General features: G+C 69.6%; 15 protein-coding genes. 5 read left to right on the top strand and 10 right to left on the bottom strand.

All coding sequences use genetic code 11. From position 1 onward, the window contains the following. Positions 1-23: 23 nt before the first annotated feature. The 10 genes from ACXJLH_RS21895 to ACXJLH_RS21850 form a co-directional block, all read right to left on the bottom strand. Positions 24-1,139 carry a succinylglutamate desuccinylase/aspartoacylase family protein gene (locus ACXJLH_RS21895; protein ID WP_457324338.1) on the bottom strand — a complete coding sequence of 372 codons (1,116 nt, stop codon included), beginning with the start codon at positions 1,137-1,139 and terminating at the stop codon, positions 24-26. 2 nt (positions 1,140-1,141) lie between these two features. After that, positions 1,142-1,828: an ABC transporter permease gene (locus ACXJLH_RS21890; RefSeq protein WP_457352831.1), complete on the bottom strand. Its 687-nt coding sequence runs from the start codon at positions 1,826-1,828 to the stop codon at positions 1,142-1,144. A gap of 70 nt (positions 1,829-1,898) precedes the next feature. Then, positions 1,899-2,588, bottom strand: coding sequence for an ABC transporter permease (locus ACXJLH_RS21885; protein ID WP_457352829.1), 690 nt, complete (start codon positions 2,586-2,588; stop codon positions 1,899-1,901). Positions 2,589-2,605: 17 nt separating this feature from the next. After that, positions 2,606-3,391 (bottom strand): transporter substrate-binding domain-containing protein, encoded by a 786-nt coding sequence (locus ACXJLH_RS21880; RefSeq protein ID WP_457446236.1) that lies wholly within the window; start codon positions 3,389-3,391, stop codon positions 2,606-2,608. Next, on the bottom strand, positions 3,391-4,179 hold the full coding sequence (locus ACXJLH_RS21875; RefSeq protein ID WP_457446234.1) for an ABC transporter substrate-binding protein: 789 nt from the start codon (positions 4,177-4,179) through the stop codon (positions 3,391-3,393). The genes ACXJLH_RS21880 and ACXJLH_RS21875 overlap by 1 nt, the downstream gene beginning before the upstream one ends. Positions 4,180-4,205: 26 nt before the next feature. Then, the gene (locus ACXJLH_RS21870; protein WP_457446232.1) at positions 4,206-5,162 is read right to left on the bottom strand and encodes an alpha/beta fold hydrolase; all 957 of its coding nucleotides are present in this window, start codon (positions 5,160-5,162) and stop codon (positions 4,206-4,208) included. Continuing rightward, entirely contained in the window at positions 5,162-5,899 is a 738-nt protein-coding gene (locus ACXJLH_RS21865) for a sulfurtransferase (RefSeq protein ID WP_457446230.1), read from the bottom strand. Before ACXJLH_RS21865 ends, ACXJLH_RS21870 begins: the two co-directional genes overlap by 1 nt. A gap of 24 nt (positions 5,900-5,923) precedes the next feature. Next, a complete protein-coding gene (locus tag ACXJLH_RS21860) occupies positions 5,924-7,033 on the bottom strand; it encodes an HD-GYP domain-containing protein (protein WP_457446228.1) in 1,110 nt (369 codons plus the stop codon). Continuing rightward, positions 7,030-9,060, bottom strand: coding sequence for an ATP-binding response regulator (locus ACXJLH_RS21855; protein ID WP_457446226.1), 2,031 nt, complete (start codon positions 9,058-9,060; stop codon positions 7,030-7,032). Before ACXJLH_RS21855 ends, ACXJLH_RS21860 begins: the two co-directional genes overlap by 4 nt. Then, positions 9,057-11,375, bottom strand: coding sequence for a response regulator (locus ACXJLH_RS21850; protein WP_457446224.1), 2,319 nt, complete (start codon positions 11,373-11,375; stop codon positions 9,057-9,059). Before ACXJLH_RS21850 ends, ACXJLH_RS21855 begins: the two co-directional genes overlap by 4 nt. Before the next feature lie 139 nt (positions 11,376-11,514). Between ACXJLH_RS21850 and ACXJLH_RS21845 the strand changes: the two genes are divergently transcribed. From ACXJLH_RS21845 to feoB, 5 genes are all read left to right on the top strand, one after another. Then, positions 11,515-12,681 (top strand): response regulator, encoded by a 1,167-nt coding sequence (locus tag ACXJLH_RS21845; protein WP_457446222.1) that lies wholly within the window; start codon positions 11,515-11,517, stop codon positions 12,679-12,681. Then, the gene (locus ACXJLH_RS21840; RefSeq protein WP_457446220.1) at positions 12,681-13,925 is read left to right on the top strand and encodes an urea ABC transporter substrate-binding protein; all 1,245 of its coding nucleotides are present in this window, start codon (positions 12,681-12,683) and stop codon (positions 13,923-13,925) included. The genes ACXJLH_RS21845 and ACXJLH_RS21840 overlap by 1 nt, the downstream gene beginning before the upstream one ends. Next, complete coding sequence (locus ACXJLH_RS21835) at positions 13,922-17,692, top strand: response regulator (RefSeq protein ID WP_457446218.1); 3,771 nt, start codon at positions 13,922-13,924, stop codon at positions 17,690-17,692. Before ACXJLH_RS21840 ends, ACXJLH_RS21835 begins: the two co-directional genes overlap by 4 nt. Before the next feature lie 112 nt (positions 17,693-17,804). Beyond that, positions 17,805-18,068 (top strand): FeoA family protein, encoded by a 264-nt coding sequence (locus tag ACXJLH_RS21830; protein ID WP_457446216.1) that lies wholly within the window; start codon positions 17,805-17,807, stop codon positions 18,066-18,068. Next, a complete protein-coding gene (feoB, locus tag ACXJLH_RS21825; RefSeq protein WP_457446214.1) occupies positions 18,061-19,932 on the top strand; it encodes a ferrous iron transporter B in 1,872 nt (623 codons plus the stop codon). The genes ACXJLH_RS21830 and feoB overlap by 8 nt, the downstream gene beginning before the upstream one ends. Positions 19,933-19,985: the final 53 nt, after the last annotated feature.

Below are 19,985 nucleotides of genomic sequence, written 5' to 3'. Positions count from 1 at the left end.
TGGGCTGGGCGAGGGGCTTCATGTCAAGCACCGAGCAGCTTGCCGGTGCGCAGCGCCTCGCGGCCCGCGACCTTGGCGACGCGCATGCCGGCGTTCGCAAAGCGCAGGAAGTCGCGCGCGAAGAACAGGCCGTCGACCGGGCTCTTCAATTCAGTGACCTCGGCCGTGATGGGGTCGATGACATGGGCCAGCACTTCGCCGGCCGTCACCTCCACACCCACCTCCTTGACGAAGGTCAGCACGCCGGCCACCGGCGACTTGATCGGCATGCTGCCGGCCAGCGGGCGGGCGTCGCCGATGGCCTCCGGCACTTCGGGCTTGTCGCCGGCAATCAGGCCGCGCCAGCGCAGGAAGTCGACGATGTTCTTCGCATCGGCGGCGGCCAGCTCATGCGTCACGTCGGCCGCGCCGCGCAGCTCGACGGTGACCGACAGGCAGGCCTGCGGAATCGGGAACTTGCCGCCGAAATGCTTGTCCCACTTCCACCAGACCTGGGAGCAGGCCTCGTCGAAGGGGTTGTCACCCGAGTCCTGGGCCAGCAGCGTCAGGCGCGAACGCAGGAAGCGCGCCAGCGGGTCGCAGTCGGGCCAGCAGGGCGTCTCGGTGTAGAGGTGCATCAGCGCCTGGGCGTCGCAATGCAGGTCCAACACGATGTCGGCGTCGCAGGACAGGCTCAGCAGCTTGCGGCGCTGCGACTGCAGCTCGGTATCGACCGGGCTGGCCAGCACCGCCGCCTTCAGCGCGCGGCGCAGCAGGGCGACATTGGCCGCGGCGTCGCTGCCCAGCTGGGTTGCGACCGCCTGGGCGACGGCATCGATCTGGTCCGGGTAATGGCGGTTGAAGTTCTCACCCGTCGTCAGCTCGAAGCGGCCCAGATGGGCATGCAGCATGAACTGGCTCAGGCCGATGGGGTTGGCCATGGGGACGAGGACGATCTCGCCGCTGATCTGGCCGGCAGCCTCCAGCGCGTCAAGCTGCAGGCGCAGGTGGTGGGCGACCAGCATGCCAGGCAGCTCGTCGCCGTGCAGCGAAGCCTGGATGTAGGCCTTTTGTCCGCCGGGCTGGCCGTAATGCAGCGAGACCAGCTCGCGCTGCGTGCCCGGGGCAGGGGAGAGCAAGGGATGGCGTTGGATATTCATGGCTAGCGGGACATCATCGGCTTGAGCCAGCGGTTCTCGGCCCAGCGGAACAGGCCGACCAGGCACAGCGTCAGCACGAAATAGAAGGCGCCGGCCGTGATGAAGGCCTCGAAGGGAAGGTAGTACTTGGCATAGACCTGTTGGGCCGCGCCGGTCACGTCCAGCAGTGTCACCGTGCTGGCCAGCGAGGTGCCATGCAGCATGAAGATGGCCTCGTTGCCATAGGCCGGCAGGGCACGGCGAAGCGCGGCAGGCAGAACGATGCGGCGCAGCATCAGCCCGCGGCCCATGCCCAGCGCCTTGGCGGCCTCGATCTCGCCGGCCGGCAAAGCGCGGATGCTGCCCGCAATGATCTCGGTCGTGTAGGCGGCCGTGTTCAGCGTGAAGGTCAGCCAGGCGCAGAAGGTGGCCGACGACAGCCAGGGCCAGGCCCAGCTGTCGCGCACGATCTCGAACTGGGCCGCGCCGTAGTAGATGAGGAAGAGCTGCACCAGCATCGGCGTGCCGCGGAAGACATAGGTGTAGAGCCAGACAAGCCGCGATGGCCAGCCCAGGAACACGGTCCGCACGATGGCCAGCGGCACGGCCAGCACCAGGCCGCCTGCCAAAGACAGTGCCAGCAGCTGCAGCGAGGTGACGAGCCCGGTTAGGTAGAGCGGGAAGTTCTCGCCGACGGCATCGAAGTTCATTTGTGCACCCTTCGCGCTTCGCGCTGTCCCGCCAAGCGGGAGCGAGCCCCTTCGGGCGGCCGTGCGGCGCTCATAACCGGCCCGCCTTGGTGCCGATGGCCAGGCGCCGCTGTGCCCAGGCGAAGACGAGTTCCGACACGCTGGTGAACACGAGATAGATGAGGGCCACGGCCAGGAAGAAGGTGAAGGGCTCGCGGGTCGTGCCGGCGGCCTGCTTGCCGCGCGTCATCAGGTCGGACAGGCCGATGATGGACACGATGGCCGTGCTCTTGATCAGCACCAGCCAGTTGTTGGAGATGCCGGGCAGGGCATGTCGCAGCATCTGCGGCAGTGTGATGCGCCAAAGCACCAGGCGGGGGCTCATGCCATAGGCCAGGCCCGCCTCGCGCTGGCCCGGCGGTACGGCCAGGAAGGCGCCGCGGAAGGCCTCGGTCAAGTAGGCGCCAAAGATGAAGCCGATGGTCAGCACGCCGGCGATGAAGGGGTCGATGTCGATGAAGTCGTCATGGCCAAGCTTGGGCGCGATGGTATTGACGGCGAGCTGGCCACCGTAGAAGACGAGCAGCATCAGCACCAGGTCGGGCACGCCGCGGATCAGCGTGGTGTAGGTGGCTGCCACGCCTCGCGCGACGCGTGAGCGCGACAGCTTGGCCAGCGCGCCAATCAGGCCCAGCAGGGAGGCAATGGCCAGCGAAGACAGCGCTACCGCCAGCGTGACGGCGGAGCCTTCGAGCAGGCTGGGGAGGAATCCGTGCAACATGAGAAAGAAGGCCGCGCTCAGCGGGGAGGGGTGATGAGGTCGAAGCTGAAGTAGCGGTCGTTGAGAGTCTTCAAAGTGCCGTTGCCGCGCATTGCGGCCAGTGCCTCGTCGATGCGCTGGCCCAGCGTCGCCGCATCGGCCTTGCGCAGGCCCACGCCGATGCCCTTGCCGTAGTAGCGCTGGTCCTTGGCGAAATCGGGCCCGACAAAGCCGAAGCCGCGGCCGTCGGCATGGTTGAGGAAGCCGAACTGCGCGATGACGGCGTCCACCAGCGTGGCGTCCAGGCGGCCAGACTTCAGATCCAGGAAAGCCTGATCCTGGGTGGCGTAGCGCATCAGCTGAATGCCTTTGAATTGTTCGGCCAGGAAGCGTTCATGGATGGTGCCGCGCTCCACGCCGATGCGCTTGCCCTTAAGGCCGGCTGGGCTGACGTCGGCGCGTGGGTCGCCGCGCATGACCAGGCGGGCCGGCGAGTAGTAGTAGGGCGACGAGAAGGCAACGACCTGCTGGCGCTCCGGCGTGATCGACATCGAGGCCATGATGGCGTCGATCTTGCGCGATTGCAGCGCCGGGATCAGGCCGTCGAACTCCAGGATGACGGGCGCGCACTGCTGGCCCAGACGCGCGCACAGGGCCTGGGCCACGTCGATCTCGAAGCCCTTGAGCTGGCCGTCGGTGCCGATCTCGCTGAAAGGGGCGTAGCCCACGGCGAAACCGATGCGCAGGCGCTGCGGCGCCTGGGCCCCGGCCGTACCGGCGAGGGCCAGGGCAACGGGCAGGGCCAGGGCGGAGCGGCGACGCATCACTGCTTGGTGCGCGGCGCGATGTCGTAGTCGAAGTATTTGTCGGCGAGCTTCTTGAACGTGCCGTTGGCCTGCACGGCATCGATGGCGGCGTTGAACTTCTTGCCCAGCGTGGCCTCGTCGGCCTTGCGCATGCCCACACCGGTGCCGACGCCGAAGACCTTGTCGTCGATGATGGCGGGGCCCGAGAAGGCAAAGCCCTTGCCCTCTGGCTTCTTCAGGAATCCGAAGTCGCCGGCGGGCGAATCCATCAGCGTGGCGTCGATGCGGCCGGACTTGAGGTCCAGGAAGACCTGGTCCTGGCTGCCGTAGCGCACGATCTCGCTCTGCTTGAAGGTCGCGGCGGCGTAGGTCTCATGCGTCGTGCCGCGCTGCACGCCGATCTTCTTGCCCTTCAGTCCCGCGGCCGTGGGGTCGAGCTTCACGCCCGCCTTGGCGATGAGGCGGGCCGGGGTGTTGTAGTAAGGCTTGGAGAAGGCGACAACCTTCTGGCGTTCCTCGGTGATGGAGACGCTAGCGAAGATGGCGTCCACCTTGCGCGATTGCAGGGCGGGGATGAGGCCGTCGAAGTCCTGCTGCACCAGGGTGCACTGGGCCTTCATTTCGGCGCAATAGGCCTGCACGAGCTCGATCTCGAAGCCCTTCAGCTTGCCGTCCGGGCCGATCTCGGAGAAGGGCGGGTAAGCGCCTTCGACGCCGATGCGCAGCTTCTTCCATTCGGGTGCCTGGGCCTGGGCCAGCGAGGCGACGGCCAGCAGGGCCAGCGCGATGAGGGAGCGTTTCTTCATGTCAAACCTCTTGGGTGGGACGGTGTTCAGCGGGCGACGTTGGGTAGCCAGTCGCGCAAGGCCGCAAGGGTAGCAGCCGGGTCTTCCTCCTGAGGCACATGGCCCAGCTTCGGGAAAACCACCAACTTGTTGTTCGGGATGGCTTTTGCGAACTCGCGGCCCCAGCGCAGCGGGATCAGCCGGTCGCGCTCGCCCCAGAGGATGAGGGTGGGGACCTTGATCTCGGGCAGGCGTTGGAAGGGGCCAGGAGCGAGCTGATCCATGCGCCGCATCAAGGCGACACGGTTGCCTTCGCGCAACGTCAGCTCGTAGTAACGGTCCACCAGGGCGGCGGTCACGCGGCTCTTGTCGCCGTAGACGTCGAGCACGCTTTCCTCGATGGCGCGGCGTGGCAGCAGCCAGCGCATGGGCTCGCGCAGCACCGGGATGCGGGCGATGCGAAAGCCCAGCGGCATGGATTCCGGCTCGAAATCGAAGCCAGCGGCGTCGACCAGGACGAGGCCGGCGACGCTGGCGGGGTCGGCCAGGGCCACCTGCCAGGCGATTTCGCCGCCCAGGGAGTTGCCACCCAGAATGACCCGACCCACGCCCAGGCGCGCCAGCAACTGGCGCACGAAGGCGACGTAGCGGGCATCGCTGTAGTCGTTGTCGGCGTTCGGCCCGGTCAGGCCGAAGCCGGGCAGGTCGAAGCTGATGACGCGCCGGGTGGACTTCAACTCGGCCGCCCAGCCTTCCCAGGTGTGCAGGCTGGCGCCGGTGCCATGGATGAGGACGATGGGCAGCGGGTCACTGCTCGGCCCCTGGTCGCGGTAGTGCACGAGCAGGCCATCGAGGTCGACGAAGTCCGACGGCGGCGGCGCCCAGCGTGGCACCAGGCTTTCCAGCGAGCGGTCCGGCGCCTTGCTGACGGCAAAGCCGAGCGCCGCCAGCATCAGCAGGATGCCGATGGCCTTCAGCGCGAAGTCGCCAAATCGCCCTTTCATCACGTTGGGCTCAGATCGGCGTTGACGCCGCGACGATCATCAAAGACGAAGCAGTTGCCGTGGTAATGCTTGCCGCCGGTGTCCTCGAAATACTTCAGGATGCCGCCATCGAGCTGCCAGGCCGTCAGGCCTTGCTCCTCCAGCACCATGGCCGCCTTCTCGCAGCGGATGCCGCCGGTGCAATAGCTCACCACGGTTTTGCCGACCAGTTCCTGCTTGTGCGAGGCCAGGGCCTCGGGGAAGTCGCTGAACTTGTCGAGCCGCCAGTCGATGGCGCCGTCGAAGGCACCCTGGTCGACCTCGAAGCCATTGCGCGTGTCCAGCATGACGATCTCGCGGCCGGCGTCGTCATGGCCCTGGTCCAGCCAGCGGGCCAGCACGGCCGGCGCCAGGGCCGGTGCGCGCGGCGCCTGGTCAGGGCGGATGGTCGGGTGGTTCATGCGGATGATCTCGGGCTTGACCTTGACCTTCAGGCGCTGGAAGGGCTGCACCTCGCTCCAGCTCTCCTTGGGTGTCAGTGTCGCGAAGCGTGGGTCGGTGCGCAGCTCGGCCACCCAGGCGTTCACGGCTTCGGCCGGGCCGGCCAAGAAGAGATTGATGCCCTCCTCGGCGATCAGCACCGTGCCCTTGAGGCCCAGGGCTTCGGCGCGGGCATGGAGCCGATCGCGCAGCGCTGCCGTGTCGGCCAGCGAGACGAAGAGATAGCAGGAGATGTTGAGGATGGGGCCGGACTGCATGAGGCCGCGGATTATCGGGGCGGCTCAGTCAGCCCAGCGCGAAGCAATGCCGCGCACCTCGTCCAGGCAGGCATTGAGCGCCTCGACGATGCGCGGGTCGAAATGGCTGCCGGCGCCGTTGCGGATGAAGGCCAGCGCCTCGTCGTGGCTCATGGCCTGCTTGTAGGGCCGCACGCTGATCAAGGCGTCATAGACGTCGGCAACGGCCATCAGCCGGGCCGACAACGGAATGGCCTCGCCGGCCAGGCCGTCCGGATAGCCACTGCCGTCCCATTTCTCGTGGTGGTGGCGGGCAATCTGCTTGCCGAAGGTCAGCATCGGACCGGCGTCGTCGCCAAGGCGGTCGATGGCGCGCTGCAGCAGGTCGGCGCCGTGTTCGGCATGGGTCTTCATGACCTGCCATTCTTCCGGCGACAGCTTGCCGGGCTTGAGAAGGATGGCGTCAGGGATGGCAACCTTGCCGATGTCGTGCAGCGGCGCGGCTTTGGCGAGCTCGTCGATGGCTTCGGGCGTGAGGTCCAGCGGCCCGTCGGGCTGGGCGGCGATCCACTGTGCCAGCGTACGCACATATTCCTGGGTGCGCTGGATGTGGTTGCCGGTATCGGCGTCGCGGAACTCCGCCAGGCCGACCATGACGAAGAGGGTGGTGTCGCGCAGCCGCTCGACCTCACGCCGGCGCGCGCCCAGCTCGCCGCTCAGCAGCTCGTTGTGGCGCAGCAGGTGGTCCTCGGCCAGCTTGAGCTGCAGATGGGTGCGCACGCGGGCCAGCACGGTGGCGGGGTTGAAGGGCTTGTGGATGAAGTCGGCGCCGCCGACCTGGAAGCCGGCGCTCTCGTCCTCGGGCCGGGTCAACGCGGTCAGGAAGATGACGGGCACGCGGCGTGTGGCCGGGTCGGCCTTGAGCCGGCGGCAGACCTCGTAGCCATCCAGCTCCGGCATCATCACGTCGAGCACGATCAGGTCGGGCGGTTGGCGGCGGCATATTTCCAGCGCCTTCGCGCCGCTGACGGCCAGCTGCACGCGGTAGTCGGGCTTGAGCACCTGGGCCAGCAGCGTCAGGTTGGCCGGCGTGTCGTCGACGACCAGCACCGTGGCCTGTGACGTACCGGTGAACTCGGGCAGCATCATCGTCATGGCGGGCTTGCGTCCTTGGTCTCACCGCGCAACGCGGCCTGGGCCTCGTCGAAATCGAAGCGTTGCATGGCACCCGCCAGGGCTTTGGCCCGCGGTGCCGGCAACATCTCGATGAAGGCGGATTCATGCTGCTCCCACAACGTCAGCGCATTGCTGTCGGCCTCGCCCAGCAGGGTGTCGAGCTCATTGATCAGCGTGGCCGGGTCGGTGCCGGGCGTTGTCCGGTTCAGGACTTTGGGCAGGGGCAGGAGCAGGTCGACCGGCAGAGGGCGGTCCAGGTCCAGCAGACGGCGCAGCATGTGCGGCAGCAGGGGCTTGCTGCACAGGGCCTCGGCGCCCAGGCGCAGTGCGCGCTCGCGCAGCACCGGCGTGTCGAAGGCGCTCAGCAGCACGGTGCGGCGGGCGCGCGACGGGCCGCTGTCGCGCAGGCTGGCCAGCAGCTCGCTGCCCTCCATGTCGGGCAGCACCCAGTCGACGATCAACAGGTCATAGGGCTGGCTGGCGGGCACGGTGACCAGGCGGGACAGGGCCTGGCGGCCCTGGGCCAGCAGGTCGATGCGGCTGGTCGGTGCCAGCGCCTTCAGCAGCGCGATCAACGTTTCGTGGCCACCGCTGTGGGCCGCCTGCACCAGCAGCACGCGCTGCGGTGGCGGGGCGGGCGGTGGCGCCAGCTCAGGGCAGGGAGCCGGCGGCAGGCTGAGCTCGAACTCGCTGCCGCGGCCCGGAGCGCTGCTTGCCGAGAGGGTTCCGCCCATGCGCTCGGCCAGCGCGCGGCAGATCGCCAGGCCCAGGCCCGTGCCGCCAAAGCGTCGTGTCGCGCCGGCCTCGGCCTGGGCGAAGGGCGTGAACAGGCGCGCCAGTTGGTCCGGCGCCATGCCCAGACCGGTGTCACGCACGCGCAGGATCCAGCCGCCGGCCGCATCCAGCTCGGCGCTGAGCTTGACCTGACCGGTTGGCGTGAATTTGACGGCGTTGACGAGCAGCTCGGTGATGAGCTGGGTGAGGCGCACCACGTCGCCGCGGCGCGCGCCCGCCGCGCCCAGCAGCTCCGGCGAGGCGATGTCGCAGACCAGTTCCAGCTGCTTGGCCTGGGCCGCCGGCCGCACGGCTTCGAAAGCACTGGCCAGCAGCTGCTCGAGGTGCAGGGGCTCGGCGGCGAGCTGCATGCGGCCGGCGTCGAGGTCGGCGTAGTCCAGCAGGCCATCGATGAGCCTGACGAGGGACTCGCCGGCGCTCGCCACCTGCTGCAGCCGGCCGCGTTGCTCACCGGGCAGCCGCCCGGCCAGCATCAGCCTTGTCAGGCCGAGCACGGTGTTCATGGGCGTGCGGATCTCGTGGCCGATATTGGCCAGGAAGTCGGATTTGGCCCGCGAGGCCGCTTCGGCTGCGGCGCGCGAACGCTCCAGTTCGATGAGACGGGCTTCGATGAGGTCTTCGGCCGTGCCCAGGCCCCTGGCAGCGGGCGCGAGTTGGGTCAGGCGCCCGAGCTGGCGCGACAGGCCCCACAGCGCGACGCAGAACATGGTCTGGCACAGCCCAAGGTTGGCGATCAGCGGCCAGCCTTGCATCAGCCATTGCGGTGGCGTGCCGGAGAAGCGCAGCAGCGTGGGCGGCGCCAGCATGGCGACGAGCAGGCTCAGCGAGATCCAGAGCGCCTCGCGGGCGCGCCAGGTCGTGAACAGCAGCAGGCTGCCACCCATGGCCCAAGGCGCAAAGCTGCCCAGGGTGTAGAGGCTCGGTCCAGGGTCGGGCCGCAGCGTGAACACCAGCATGGTCAAGGAGAAGTACAGGGCCAGCAGCGTGACGCCGATGCGCTGCCACAGGCGCAGCCGCTGCGGCCGCCGCCAGACGAGCAGGGCCAGGGCTGAGAAGGCGGTCGCGATCAGCGGATAGGCGATGCGGTCGCTGGGTTCGATGACACCCATGACCGCCTCACTCGCCCAGGCGAACAGCGCGGAGGCGACGATCACCTTGAAGAGCCAGCGCGTGCCGACCGGGCCGAGGACGACGATGACCGGGGCCCTCAAGCCATGCCCTTCAGCACGAGGGCCGCGGCATCAAAGTCGAGTGCGGCCAGGGCCTCCTCCAGGCGCTGGCGCACATCGGGTGCCAGGCCGCTGTGGGCGCCATGGGCCTGCCACCAGTCCAGCGCGCGGCTGTCGCTCTGAGTCAGGAGCCGATGCAGCTCGGCCACGTCACCCGGGCCGCCCGGGCGCGGGGCCGCCGCAGCATCCCAGTTGCGCGCCAGGGCGGCCTGGATCTCGGTCTGCAGCAGCGCCAGGGCAGGTTCGACGCGGCCGAGATGCCGGCTGGCGCTGTCGGCGTCGGCCGCGGCGGCACTGCGTTCCAGCGCGAGGGCGGCCTGGTGCAGGGGCTGAGCGCCCAGCGTCGCGGCCAGGCCCTGCAGCGTGTGGGCGGCGCGGCGCAGTTCAGCCCAGTTGCCAGCAGCCAGCCAGTCGGACCAGCCGGCCAGCCCGGCGGTGTACTGGTCGGCAAAGCCCTGCAGCGTGCGACGGTAAAGCGCCGTTTGGCCATCGAATTGGCGCAGCCCGGTCTGCAGGTCCAGCGCCGGGCGCGGCGGCAGCGGCGCCGGGGGCTTGGCAGCAGGACGGTAGCGCTGCAGCTCGCGCACCAGGCGGGCCACGTCCAGCGGCTTGGCGATATGGCCCTGCATGCCGGCGGCCGTGCATTGGGCGCGCTCCTCGGCCAGCGCATGGGCCGTCATGGCCAGCACGGGCAGGGCGTCGAACTCGGGCAGCTCGCGCAGTTTGCGCGTCGCGCTCAGGCCATCGAGCACGGGCATCTGCAGGTCCATCAGCACGAGGTCGTAGGCGGCTGGCCCGCGCTCCAGCAGGCGGTCCAGGCCTTCCTGTCCGTTGGCTGCGACGTCGACCTGGGCGCCGCGGCTGCTCAGCAGGCGCAGCGCGATCTCCTGGTTGACGGGATGGTCCTCGACCAGCAGCACGCGCAGCCCGGCCAGGGATTGGGCATCCAGGCCGGCGGGCCGGTCGGCCGGGGCGTCGCCGAGCAAGCGGCGCAACTCCCCGGGCAGCAGCGGCTTGGGGCAGAGCGCGCGGGCGCCGAAGCTGCGCGCCTGGGCCGGGCCGTCGTCGACGCCTGGCGGGCAGAGCACGGCGATGCGCAAGGCCGGGTGATCGCGTCGCAACTGGGCCAGCAACTCGGCACCGGTTGCGCCCGGGCCGGGCAACTGCCAGTCGAGCAGCAGCCACTCGAAGGGCTTGCCGGCCTGGTGGGCCTCGACCAGCGCGGCCCGCGTGCTGGCGGCATCGGTGCTGGCGCCCAGGCCAGCGCCGAAGCCGAGATGGCGCAGCAGGGCCAGCGTCGCCTCGCGACCCTCGGGGCGGGCCTTGGCGAGCAGCAGGCGTTGCGGCTTGAGCGGCGCGGGCGTCGCGGCGCCCGCGTCCAGCAGCAGCGGCAGGCGGATCTCGAAGCTGCTGCCCTGGTCGGGCGTGCTGTGCACGCCGAGCACGCCACCCATCAGCTCGACGAGGCGGCGCGTGATGGCCAGGCCCAGGCCGGTGCCGCCATGGCGCCGCTGCATGGGCGCGTCGCCCTGCCGGAATTCGCGGAACAGGCCGTCGAGCTGCTCCGTGCTCATGCCGATGCCACTGTCCTGCACGGTGATGCAGAGCGGCACGCGGCCCTGATCGTCGGTGGGTGCGGCCGCCAGGCGCAGCTGCACCTGGCCCGCCGGCGTGAACTTGAGGGCGTTGGCCAGCAGGTTGACCAGCACCTGCTGCAGCCGCAGCGCGTCGCCGCGGAGCTGGCCGCGCGGGCCGAGCAGGCTGGCGTCGGCCCAGTCGCAGATGAGCGCGACAGCGGGGTTGGCATGCACCGGCCTGACCAGCTCCATGGCCTGGCCGACGACGTCCTCCAGCCGCAGCGGCAGTGACTCGATCGCCATGTGACCGGCCTCGATCTTGGCGACGTCCAGCACGTCGTTGACGAGGCTGAGCAGCATGCGCGAGGCAGCATCGGCCTTGGTCAGCAGGTCACGCTGTTCGGGCGTTAGCTGGGTCTGCAGCGCCAGTTGCGTCATGCCCATGACGGCATTCATGGGCGTGCGGATCTCGTGGCTGAGCTGGGTCAGGAAGCGCGTCTTGGCTTCGGTGGCCGACCGGTGTGACTCGGCCGCATCGACGCCGCGCCGCAGCACCAGCATGCACAGCGCGGGCAGGGGCAGCAACAAGGTATTGATGACCAGGGCAGCGTCGACGGCCGCGCCGCCTGCGTCGCGCAGGCTCCAAAGCAGGGCCAGAAGCGCCAGCAGCGCCGCCATGGCAAGCCAGAGTAGGCCAAGCGTGAACGTGCGCTGGGGCATGGGCGATCGCGTGTGAACTTGCCGATTATGGTTGTCGCGGATGACCCGAATGTGCGACGGAATCCGTAGCCACGCCCTGGGGAAAGCCCCGGGCATGCCTGTGGTTGTCGGGGAGGTGCAGCGGTTATTCTGACCCGCCATGCCGCTCATCCTCGTAGTCGACGACCAGCCGAGCAACATCCATGCGCTCTACCAGCTGCTGGTGGACGAATGTGAGGTCTCCATGGCCACCAGCGGCGCCGAGGCGCTGGCCTTCTGTGCCCAGCAGCTGCCCGACCTGATCCTGCTCGACGTGCTGATGCCCGAAATGAGCGGCTATGAGGTCTGCGACCGCCTGAAGGCCGATCCGCGCACGCGCGGCGTGCCCGTCATCTTCGTCACCGTGCAGGGCAGCGCCGACAACGAGGCCCAGGGCTTTGCTCACGGCGCGGTCGACTACATCCCCAAGCCCTTTGTCGACGTCGTCGTCAAGGCGCGGGTGCGCACCCAGCTGGCGCTCAAGCTGGCGTCCGAGAGCTTTGCGCGTTCGCAGATCGAGCTCTTCCAGCGCGACAAGCTGGCCTCGGTCGGCCGCACCATCTCGGGCATCGCCCAGGAGCTGAGCTCACCGCTGGGCAACGCGCTAATCTCGGCCTGCACGCTGCAGGACGACCTGACCCATCTGCGCGGCTTGTCCAGCAGCGGCAATATCAAGCGCAGCGACCTCGACAAGCACCTGCGCGTCAGCGAGGAGAGCGTCGGCCTGGTGCTGTCCAACCTGCAACGCACGTTGTCCATCGTCGACTCCTTCCTGCAGTCCACGGCCGACAACTTCGGCGACCAGCGCCGCAGCTTCTCGCTGCTGGAACTGGTGCACGAGGTGGTGGCCGGCCTGGCACCGGCACTCCAGACTCACCAGGTGCGCTGCGAGCTGGACGCCGGCGACGATCTGCACCTGCTGAGCTTTCGCGGCGCCCTGGCCAAGGTGTTGTCCACGCTGATCCAGAACGCCGTCAAGCATGCCTACCGCGAGGCCGGAGGCGAGGTCCACCTGCGCGTGCGGCCGCTGGGCACGGACCAGCTCACAGTCACCGTGCAGGACCATGGCGTCGGCATCCCGCCCGGCATGCTCGGGCGCGTCTTCGACCCCTTCTTCTCGACGCGTTTCGGCCCCAACCGCAGCGAGCCTGGCCTGTACATCGTGCGCAATCTCGTCACCTTTGCACTGGGCGGGCAGATCCAGGTCGAGTCCACGCCCGGCGTGGGCACCACGGTGCGGTTGACGCTGCCGCTGATATCGCCCGAGGCGCGGCGCGCGGCGGGTTGATGCTGGCAGGCATTCGCGCCCGACTGGCGTTGCTGGGCGGCCTGCTGCTGGTGCTGGCACTGGGGCTGGGGCTCTATCTGCTGCAAAGGCCGTCGGCGCAGGCCGCGCAGGGCCCCATCGTCATCGGGCTGCTGCATGCCTTGAGCGGCCCGATGGCGGCCAGCGAGGCGCCGCTGGTGGCCACCGTCAAGCTGGCAGTGGAGGAAATCAATGCCGGCGGCGGTCTGCTGGGCCGACGCGTCGAACTCAGGATCGAGGACACGCGCTCCGAGCCGCGCGTTGCTGCCGCCGCCGCCGAGCGCCTCATCAGCACCGAACATGCGGTCGCCCTGTTCGGCTGCTGGTCGTCCAACTGCCGCCAAGCTGTCAGGCCGGTCGTCGAAATTCACCGTCATCTGCTGTTCTACCCGCTGGCCTACGAGGGCATGGAGCAGTCGCCGAACATCATCTACACCGGCCCCACGCCCAACCAGCACGCGCTGCCCGCCACCGACTGGGCCATGCATGGCTTCGGCCGGCGGGTCTACCTCATCGGCACCGACGGCCTCTACCCGCGGCGTGTCAACGCGATGCTGCGCGACTTCATCCTGCTGAGTGGCGGCCAGGTGCTGGCCGAGCGCTATGTGCCGCTGGCAGGCACCGACATGGGCGGCGTGCTGGCCGACCTGCAGCGCGTCCAGCCCGATGTCGTCATCAGCACCATTGGCGGCAGCAGCAATCGCGCCTTCTTCGATGCCCTGGTGGCGGCCGGCCTGACCGACCTGCCGCTCATGTCCCTGCGCGCCGCCGAACCCGAGATGACCGCCTACGACGGCGGCCGGCTCGACCGCCATTTCACGGCCTGGAGCTATCTGCAGTCGCAACCCGGGCCGGCCAACGAGGCCTTCCTGGCGCGGCTGCGGCGCAGCCAGGGCGAGGGCATCCAGGCCAGTGATCCGGCGGTGTCGGCTTACATCGGCGTGCAGCTCTGGGCCGCCGCGGTGCGCGAGGTCGGCAGCGCGCAGACGGACGCGGTCAATGCCAATGTGCTGCAGCAGAGCATCTCAGCCCCCCAGGGCTTCGGGGCGGTGGACAGCCAGAGCCGGCATCTGTGGCGCCAGCTGCGCATCGCCCAGGTCAAGCCGGGCGGCCAGCTCGCCGAGGTGTTCGCGCTGCCGCGCTACATCAAGCCGGCACCGTGGCCGGTCTTCCGTTCGGCAGAGCACTGGATGGCGGTGCTGCCGCGCACCGAGGGCGCGCCGTGATCGCCGCCGTGCCGGTCGTGGAGTCGACGCGCCGCGCCTGGCGCGTCGGCCCGGCCCTGCTGCTGGGCCTGATGCTGCTGTCGATGCTGCCCCTGGGGCTGGTCGGGCTGTGGCAGCTTTCCAGCTTTGAGAACAGCCTGCATGAGACGGTGACCGAAGGCCTGGTGGCGATCTCGCGCAAGAAGGTCCACGAGATCAACGAATACCTCAACGAGGTCGAGGTCGATGGCCGCCTCGTCGCCCAGGCCAGCGACACGCGCGAGCTGCTGGTGCAGCGCGGCGACGCGGTGGCTACCCGCGTGAGTGCCGGCAGCCGGGCCTTTTTCGAGCGTCTCTACGACAGCGGCAAATACCTCAACCTGCTGCTGGTGCAGCCCGACGGGCGCATCAGCTTCGCGATGAAGGCACCGGCCGGCTCGACACCCGAGCTGGCGCGGCTGGACGGCGGCGCCTACGAAGGCAGCGAGCTGCTGGCCGCGCACCGCCGCGCCATCGGCCAGCTGGACCCGCAGTTGACGCCGGCCCAGCGCCTGCGCGGCGAGGGCCCGGCGACGCTTTTCCTGGTCCATCCGGTGGTCGATGGCGATCGCGTGCTCGGCAGTGTCGTGTTGCAGCTCGACCTGGACCGCCTGCTGCGGGTCGCGACCGAGCGCTCGGGGCTGGCGCTGACGGGCGAGACGGTGCTGGTGCAACGCCAGGGCGACCGGGCCGTCTTCATCAACGACCTCAAGCGGCCGCCGTTGCAGACGCTGACCGGCTCGCTGGACCTGGCCTCGCCCGAGCCGCCGCCGGCCGTGCGCGCCCTGCGCGGTGAAAGTGGCAGCGGCCTGACGCGCGACTACGCCGGTATCGAGATCGTCGCGTCCTGGCGCCATCTGCCCGCGCTGGACTGGGGCATCTCCGTCAACATCGACGCGGCCGAGGCGTTTGCGCCGGCGCGTGCGCTGCGCGACCGCTTGGCTCTCGCCCTCGGCCTGTCCCTGCTGCTGGCCCTGGGCCTGGGTCTGCTGCTGGGGCGTCGCCTGGTCGAGCCCGTCCAGATGCTGAGCGGTGCGGTGGCCCGCATCGCCGGGGGCAAGCTGGATGAGCGAGCGCCGGTCTGCGGCTTTGCCGAGTTCCGCGAGCTGGCGCGCAGCTTCAACCAAATGACGGAACAGCTCGTCGTCGAGCGCCAACTGCTGGAGGCGCGCGTCGAGCAACGCACGCGCGCGCTCAATGAGAGCGAGCAGCGCTTTCGCGGCGTCTTCGAGCGCGCCCAGGTCGGCATTGCGCTGTGCGACGCCCAGGGTGTCATCCTCGACGTCAATCAGGCGCTGACGGCGATGCTCTGCCGCGAGGCCGGGGCGCTGCGCGGCGCCAAGCTGGCCGATCTGCCGGACTTCCGGCCCGGCCGCCTGCCCGGTGGCGAGCTGGCGCGCCTGGCGGCCGGGCGGTTGGACCATGTCCGCTTCGAACGTGGTTTCGCGCTGCCCGGCGGCGGCGAGCTGTTCGTCGACGGCAGCGCCAGCGCCATCCGCGATCGCCGTGGCCGCCTCGTCAACGTCGTGCAGATGCTGGTCGACGTGACCGAGAGACACCGCGCCGAAGTTGATTTGGTACGTGCCCGGGTCGCGGCCGAGGCGGCCAGCCAGGCCAAGAGCGATTTCCTGGCCAACATGAGCCACGAGATCCGCACGCCGATGAGCGGGGCCCTGGGCATGCTCAACCTGCTGCTGCGCACCGAGCTGTCGCCGCGCCAACTCGACTATGCGGCGAAGGCCCGCACGGCGGCCCAGGCGCTGCTGGCCGTCATCAACGATGTGCTGGATTTCTCCAAGGTCGAGGCCGGCAAGATGGAGCTGGACCCGCACCGCTTCGAGCTCAGCGACTTCATGCGCGAGCTGGCCGTCATCCTGTCGGCCAACGTTGGTGCCAAGGACATCGAGGTGCTGTTCCGCCTCGACCCGCGCCTGCCCAGCGCCCTCGTCGGCGATGCCACCCGGCTGCGCCAGGTGCTGCTCAACCTGGCCGGCAATGCGCTGAAGTTCACCGAGCGCGGCGAGGTGGTGCTGGGGCTGTCGTTGCTGGGCGAGACGGGTGGGCAGGCGCGGCTGCGCTTCGAGGTTCGCGACACCGGCATCGGCATCGCGGCGGACAAGCTCGATCACATCTTTGCCGGCTTCAGCCAGGCCGAGCAGTCGACGTCGCGCCGCTACGGCGGCACCGGCCTGGGCCTGGCCATCAGCCGGCGGCTGGTCGCGCTGATGGGTGGCGAGCTGCGCGTGGACAGCCGCGTCGGCGAGGGCAGCCGCTTCCATTTCGATCTGCTGATGGCGACTGCGCCGGCCGAGCGCGGTGAGCCCGACACGGCGCAGCGCGGCCTCAAGGTTCTGATCGTCGACGACAACCCGATGGCCCGCGAGGTGCTGCAGGGCATCGGCGCCAGCCTGGGCTGGGACTGCGACCTGGCAGCCAGTGGCGAGCAGGCGCTGGACGTGGTGCACGAGGCCGCCGAGCGCGGCGAGCCGCATTACGAACTGATCCTGATGGACTGGCGCATGCCGGGGCTGGACGGCTGGGAGACCTCGCGGCGCATCCGCGCCAGCCACGAGTCCGATGCGCCCGTCATCATCATGGTCACGGCCCATGGCCGCGAGCTGCTGGCCGAGCGCAGTGAGCAGGACATCCAGGGCCTGGGCGGCTATCTAGTCAAGCCGGTGACGGCGTCCATGCTGCACGACGCCGTTGCTGAAGCCACGCGTGGGCAGCCGGCGCCGCTGCCGCGGGCCACCGCCGAACCCCGACTGCAGGGCATGCGCCTGCTGCTGGTGGAGGACAACAGCGTCAACCAGCAGGTGGCCCAGGAGCTGCTGGAAGGCGAGGGCGCCGTCGTGACGGTGGCCGGCGGCGGCGTCGAAGGCGCCCATCTGGCCAAGGTGGCGGAGCCCGTTTTCGACGCCATCCTGATGGACCTGCAGATGCCCGACATCGACGGCTTCGAGGCCACGCGGCGCATCCTCGCGCACCGGGCCGACAGCCTCATCATCGCCATGACGGCCAATGCCATGGAATCGGACCGCCAGGCCTGCCTGGCCGCCGGCATGCGCGACCATGTCGCCAAGCCCGTGGACCTGGAGCAGCTCGTCGCCAGCCTGCGCCGCCACGTCGGCCCCATCCCCATGCGGCCGGCGCCGCCCCCGCCGCCGGTGTCGGCACCGCTGCTGGAGCGCGAGGCAGCGCTGCAGCGCCTGGGCGGTCGGGCCGCCTTGTACGAGCGACTCGCCAAGTCCTTCGCCCAGGACGCGCCCGCGGAGATGGACACGCTCAGGTGCCATCTGCAACAACAAGCCCTGGCCGACGCGACGCGCGTGCTGCATACCCTGCGCGGCTTGGCTGGCGCCGTCGGCGCCACCGCGCTGGCCGTATCGGCCGGCCGCCAGGAGTTGGCATTGCGCGAGGGTGGCAGCGCCAGCGCGGTCGATCTGGTCGGCTTGCAGGGGCTGCTCGACGCCAGCCTCGCCATGCTGTCCGCCGCTGTCGTGCCCGGCCCGCCGCCGCCCACTGCTCCCGCCATCGTGAGCGAGCCTCTGGAAGCACTGCGCCGGCTGCGCCAGTTGCTGGTCGAGCGCAATATGCGCTCGGTCGCAGTCTGCGAAGAGCTGTCCACGCAGCACGCCGACGCCTTCGGCACCGAGCTTGCCCAGCTTTCCACGGCCGTGGCGAAGCTGGACTTCGGCAAGGCCCTGAAAGCCTGCGACCAGTTGCTGGACCGCCTCAATCCCCGCTGAGCGCCGGTTGGGCCACCCGACGGGCAAAACCCATTCCCGGGGTGCGGGCGCCATGGGCTTGCGTACAATGAGAATCATTCTCATCAAACCGACTCGTCCGCCGAGCCCGCCCATGTCCGAGCAGCTGTTCTCCAGCCTCGCCGCCGCCCCTGCCGGGCAGGCGCTGACCGTCCAGCAGGTCAGTGCACCCGGGCATTCGCCGGAATGGGCGGCGTGGCTGGCCGATCTGGGCTTTCTGCCGGGTGAAGCCGTGCGCGTGCTGCGCCGCGGCGCCCAGCGCACCGGCAACCTGGTCGTGCGCATCGGGCAATCGACGTTTGCGCTGCGCCATGCCGAAGCCGAATGCATCGCCGTGACGCCGCGCGGCCATGACTGAGTCCATTGTCCATGTCCACCGCGGCGGCAAGCTGGTGGCCCTGGTTGGCAACCCCAACTGCGGCAAGACGGCCCTGTTCAACGGCCTGACCGGCAGCCATCAAAAGGTCGCCAATTACGCTGGCGTGACCGTCGAGCGCAAGGAAGGCCGCCTCGTCACCGTGGCCGGCAAGGCCTTGCGCCTGCTGGACCTGCCCGGCACCTACAGCCTGCACCCGCGCTCACCCGACGAGCGCGTCACCTGCGATGTGCTGGCCGGCCGCGCCAAGGGCGAGAAGCGGCCCGACCTGGTCGTCTGCGTGCTGGATGCCACCAATCTGCGCCGCAACCTGCGCCTGCTGCTGGCCGTGCGCCGCATGGGCCTGCCCGTCGTCGTGGCGCTGAACATGGCCGACCTGGCCGCCCGGCGTGGCCTCAAGATCGACCCGGTGGCCCTGGCCGCCCAGCTTGGCGTGCCCGTCGTGCGCACCGTCGCCATCCACCGCGAAGGCCTGGATGAGCTGCGTGCGCTGCTCGACAAGCCCGAGGTCTGGGAGGCCGCGCCCCTTGCCGTCGCCGGCGAGCAGCAGGTCGACGACCATGTCACTGTGCGGACGCTGCTGCGCGAGCTCCACCTCGACCATGAACTGCCCACCCTGCCCAGCGACCGCGTCGACCGCGTGCTGCTGCATCCGGTGGCCGGCTCCGTCATCCTGGCCGTCCTGCTCTTCCTGCTCTTCCAGGCCGTCTTCTCCTGGGCCGAGCCGCCCAAGGACGCCATCGAGAGCGGCATGGCCTGGCTCGGCAACCAGGTCGGCCTGTGGCTGCCCGAGGGCTGGCTGCGCAGCCTCATCGTCGACGGCGTCATCGCCGGCTGCGGCGGCGTGCTGGCCTTCCTGCCGCAGATCCTGATCCTGTTCTTCTTCATCCTGCTGCTGGAGGAGTCGGGCTATCTGCCGCGCGCGGCCCTGCTGCTGGACCGGCTGATGGGCAGCGTCGGCCTGTCGGGGCGCAGCTTCATCCCGCTGCTGTCCAGCTTTGCCTGCGCCATCCCCGGCATCATGGCCACGCGCTCCATCTCCAATCCGCGCGACCGCCTCGTCACCATCATGATCGCGCCGCTGATGACCTGCTCGGCGCGGCTGCCGGTCTATGCCCTCCTGATCGGCGCCTTCGTGCCGCACCGCGAGGTGGCGGGCTTCGAGCTGCAGGGGCTGGTGCTGTTTGGCCTCTACTTCGCCGGCATCCTCGGCGCGTTGGCCGTGGCCTGGGTGCTCAAGCGCTTCACGAGCACCGGCCGCCTCGTGCGGCCGCTGATGATGGAGCTACCGAGCTATCACTGGCCGCATCCGCGCTCCATCGCCATTGGCCTGTGGCAGCGCGCCATGATCTTCATCAAGCGTGTCGGCGGCATCATCCTGGTGCTGACCATCGCGCTGTGGCTGCTGTCCAGCTTCCCCGGCCCGCCGGAAGGCGCGACCGGGGCGCCCATCCAGTACAGCGTGGCTGGCTGGCTGGGCGCGGGCCTGGCCAAGATCTTCGCGCCCATCGGCTTCAACTGGCAGATCAGCCTGGCCCTGGTGCCGGGCCTGGCGGCGCGCGAGGTGGCCATCAGTGCGCTGGGCACGGTCTACGCGCTGTCGGCCACCGGCGACGATGCCGCCCAGGCGCTGGCGCCGCTGATCCAGCAGAGCTGGAGCCTGGCGACGGCCCTGTCGCTGCTGGCCTGGTATGTGTTCGCGCCGCAATGCATCGCGACGCTGGCGGCGGTGAAGCGCGAGACCGGCGGCTACAAGATGCCGCTGATCATGACGGGCTATCTGTTTGGACTGGCCTATCTGGCCTCCTTCATCACCTACCGCGTCGCGCTCTGGCTGGGCGCGTGAGGGCAGCGTATTTCGGGCCGAGCGCTGGGCCGCTCCCGAGCCGGCCCGCTTGG

Source organism: Roseateles sp. P5_E4, from assembly GCF_054049255.1.
The sequence above is the reverse complement of the archived record's forward strand: the minus strand, read 5'-3'. Positions and strand labels throughout refer to the sequence as shown.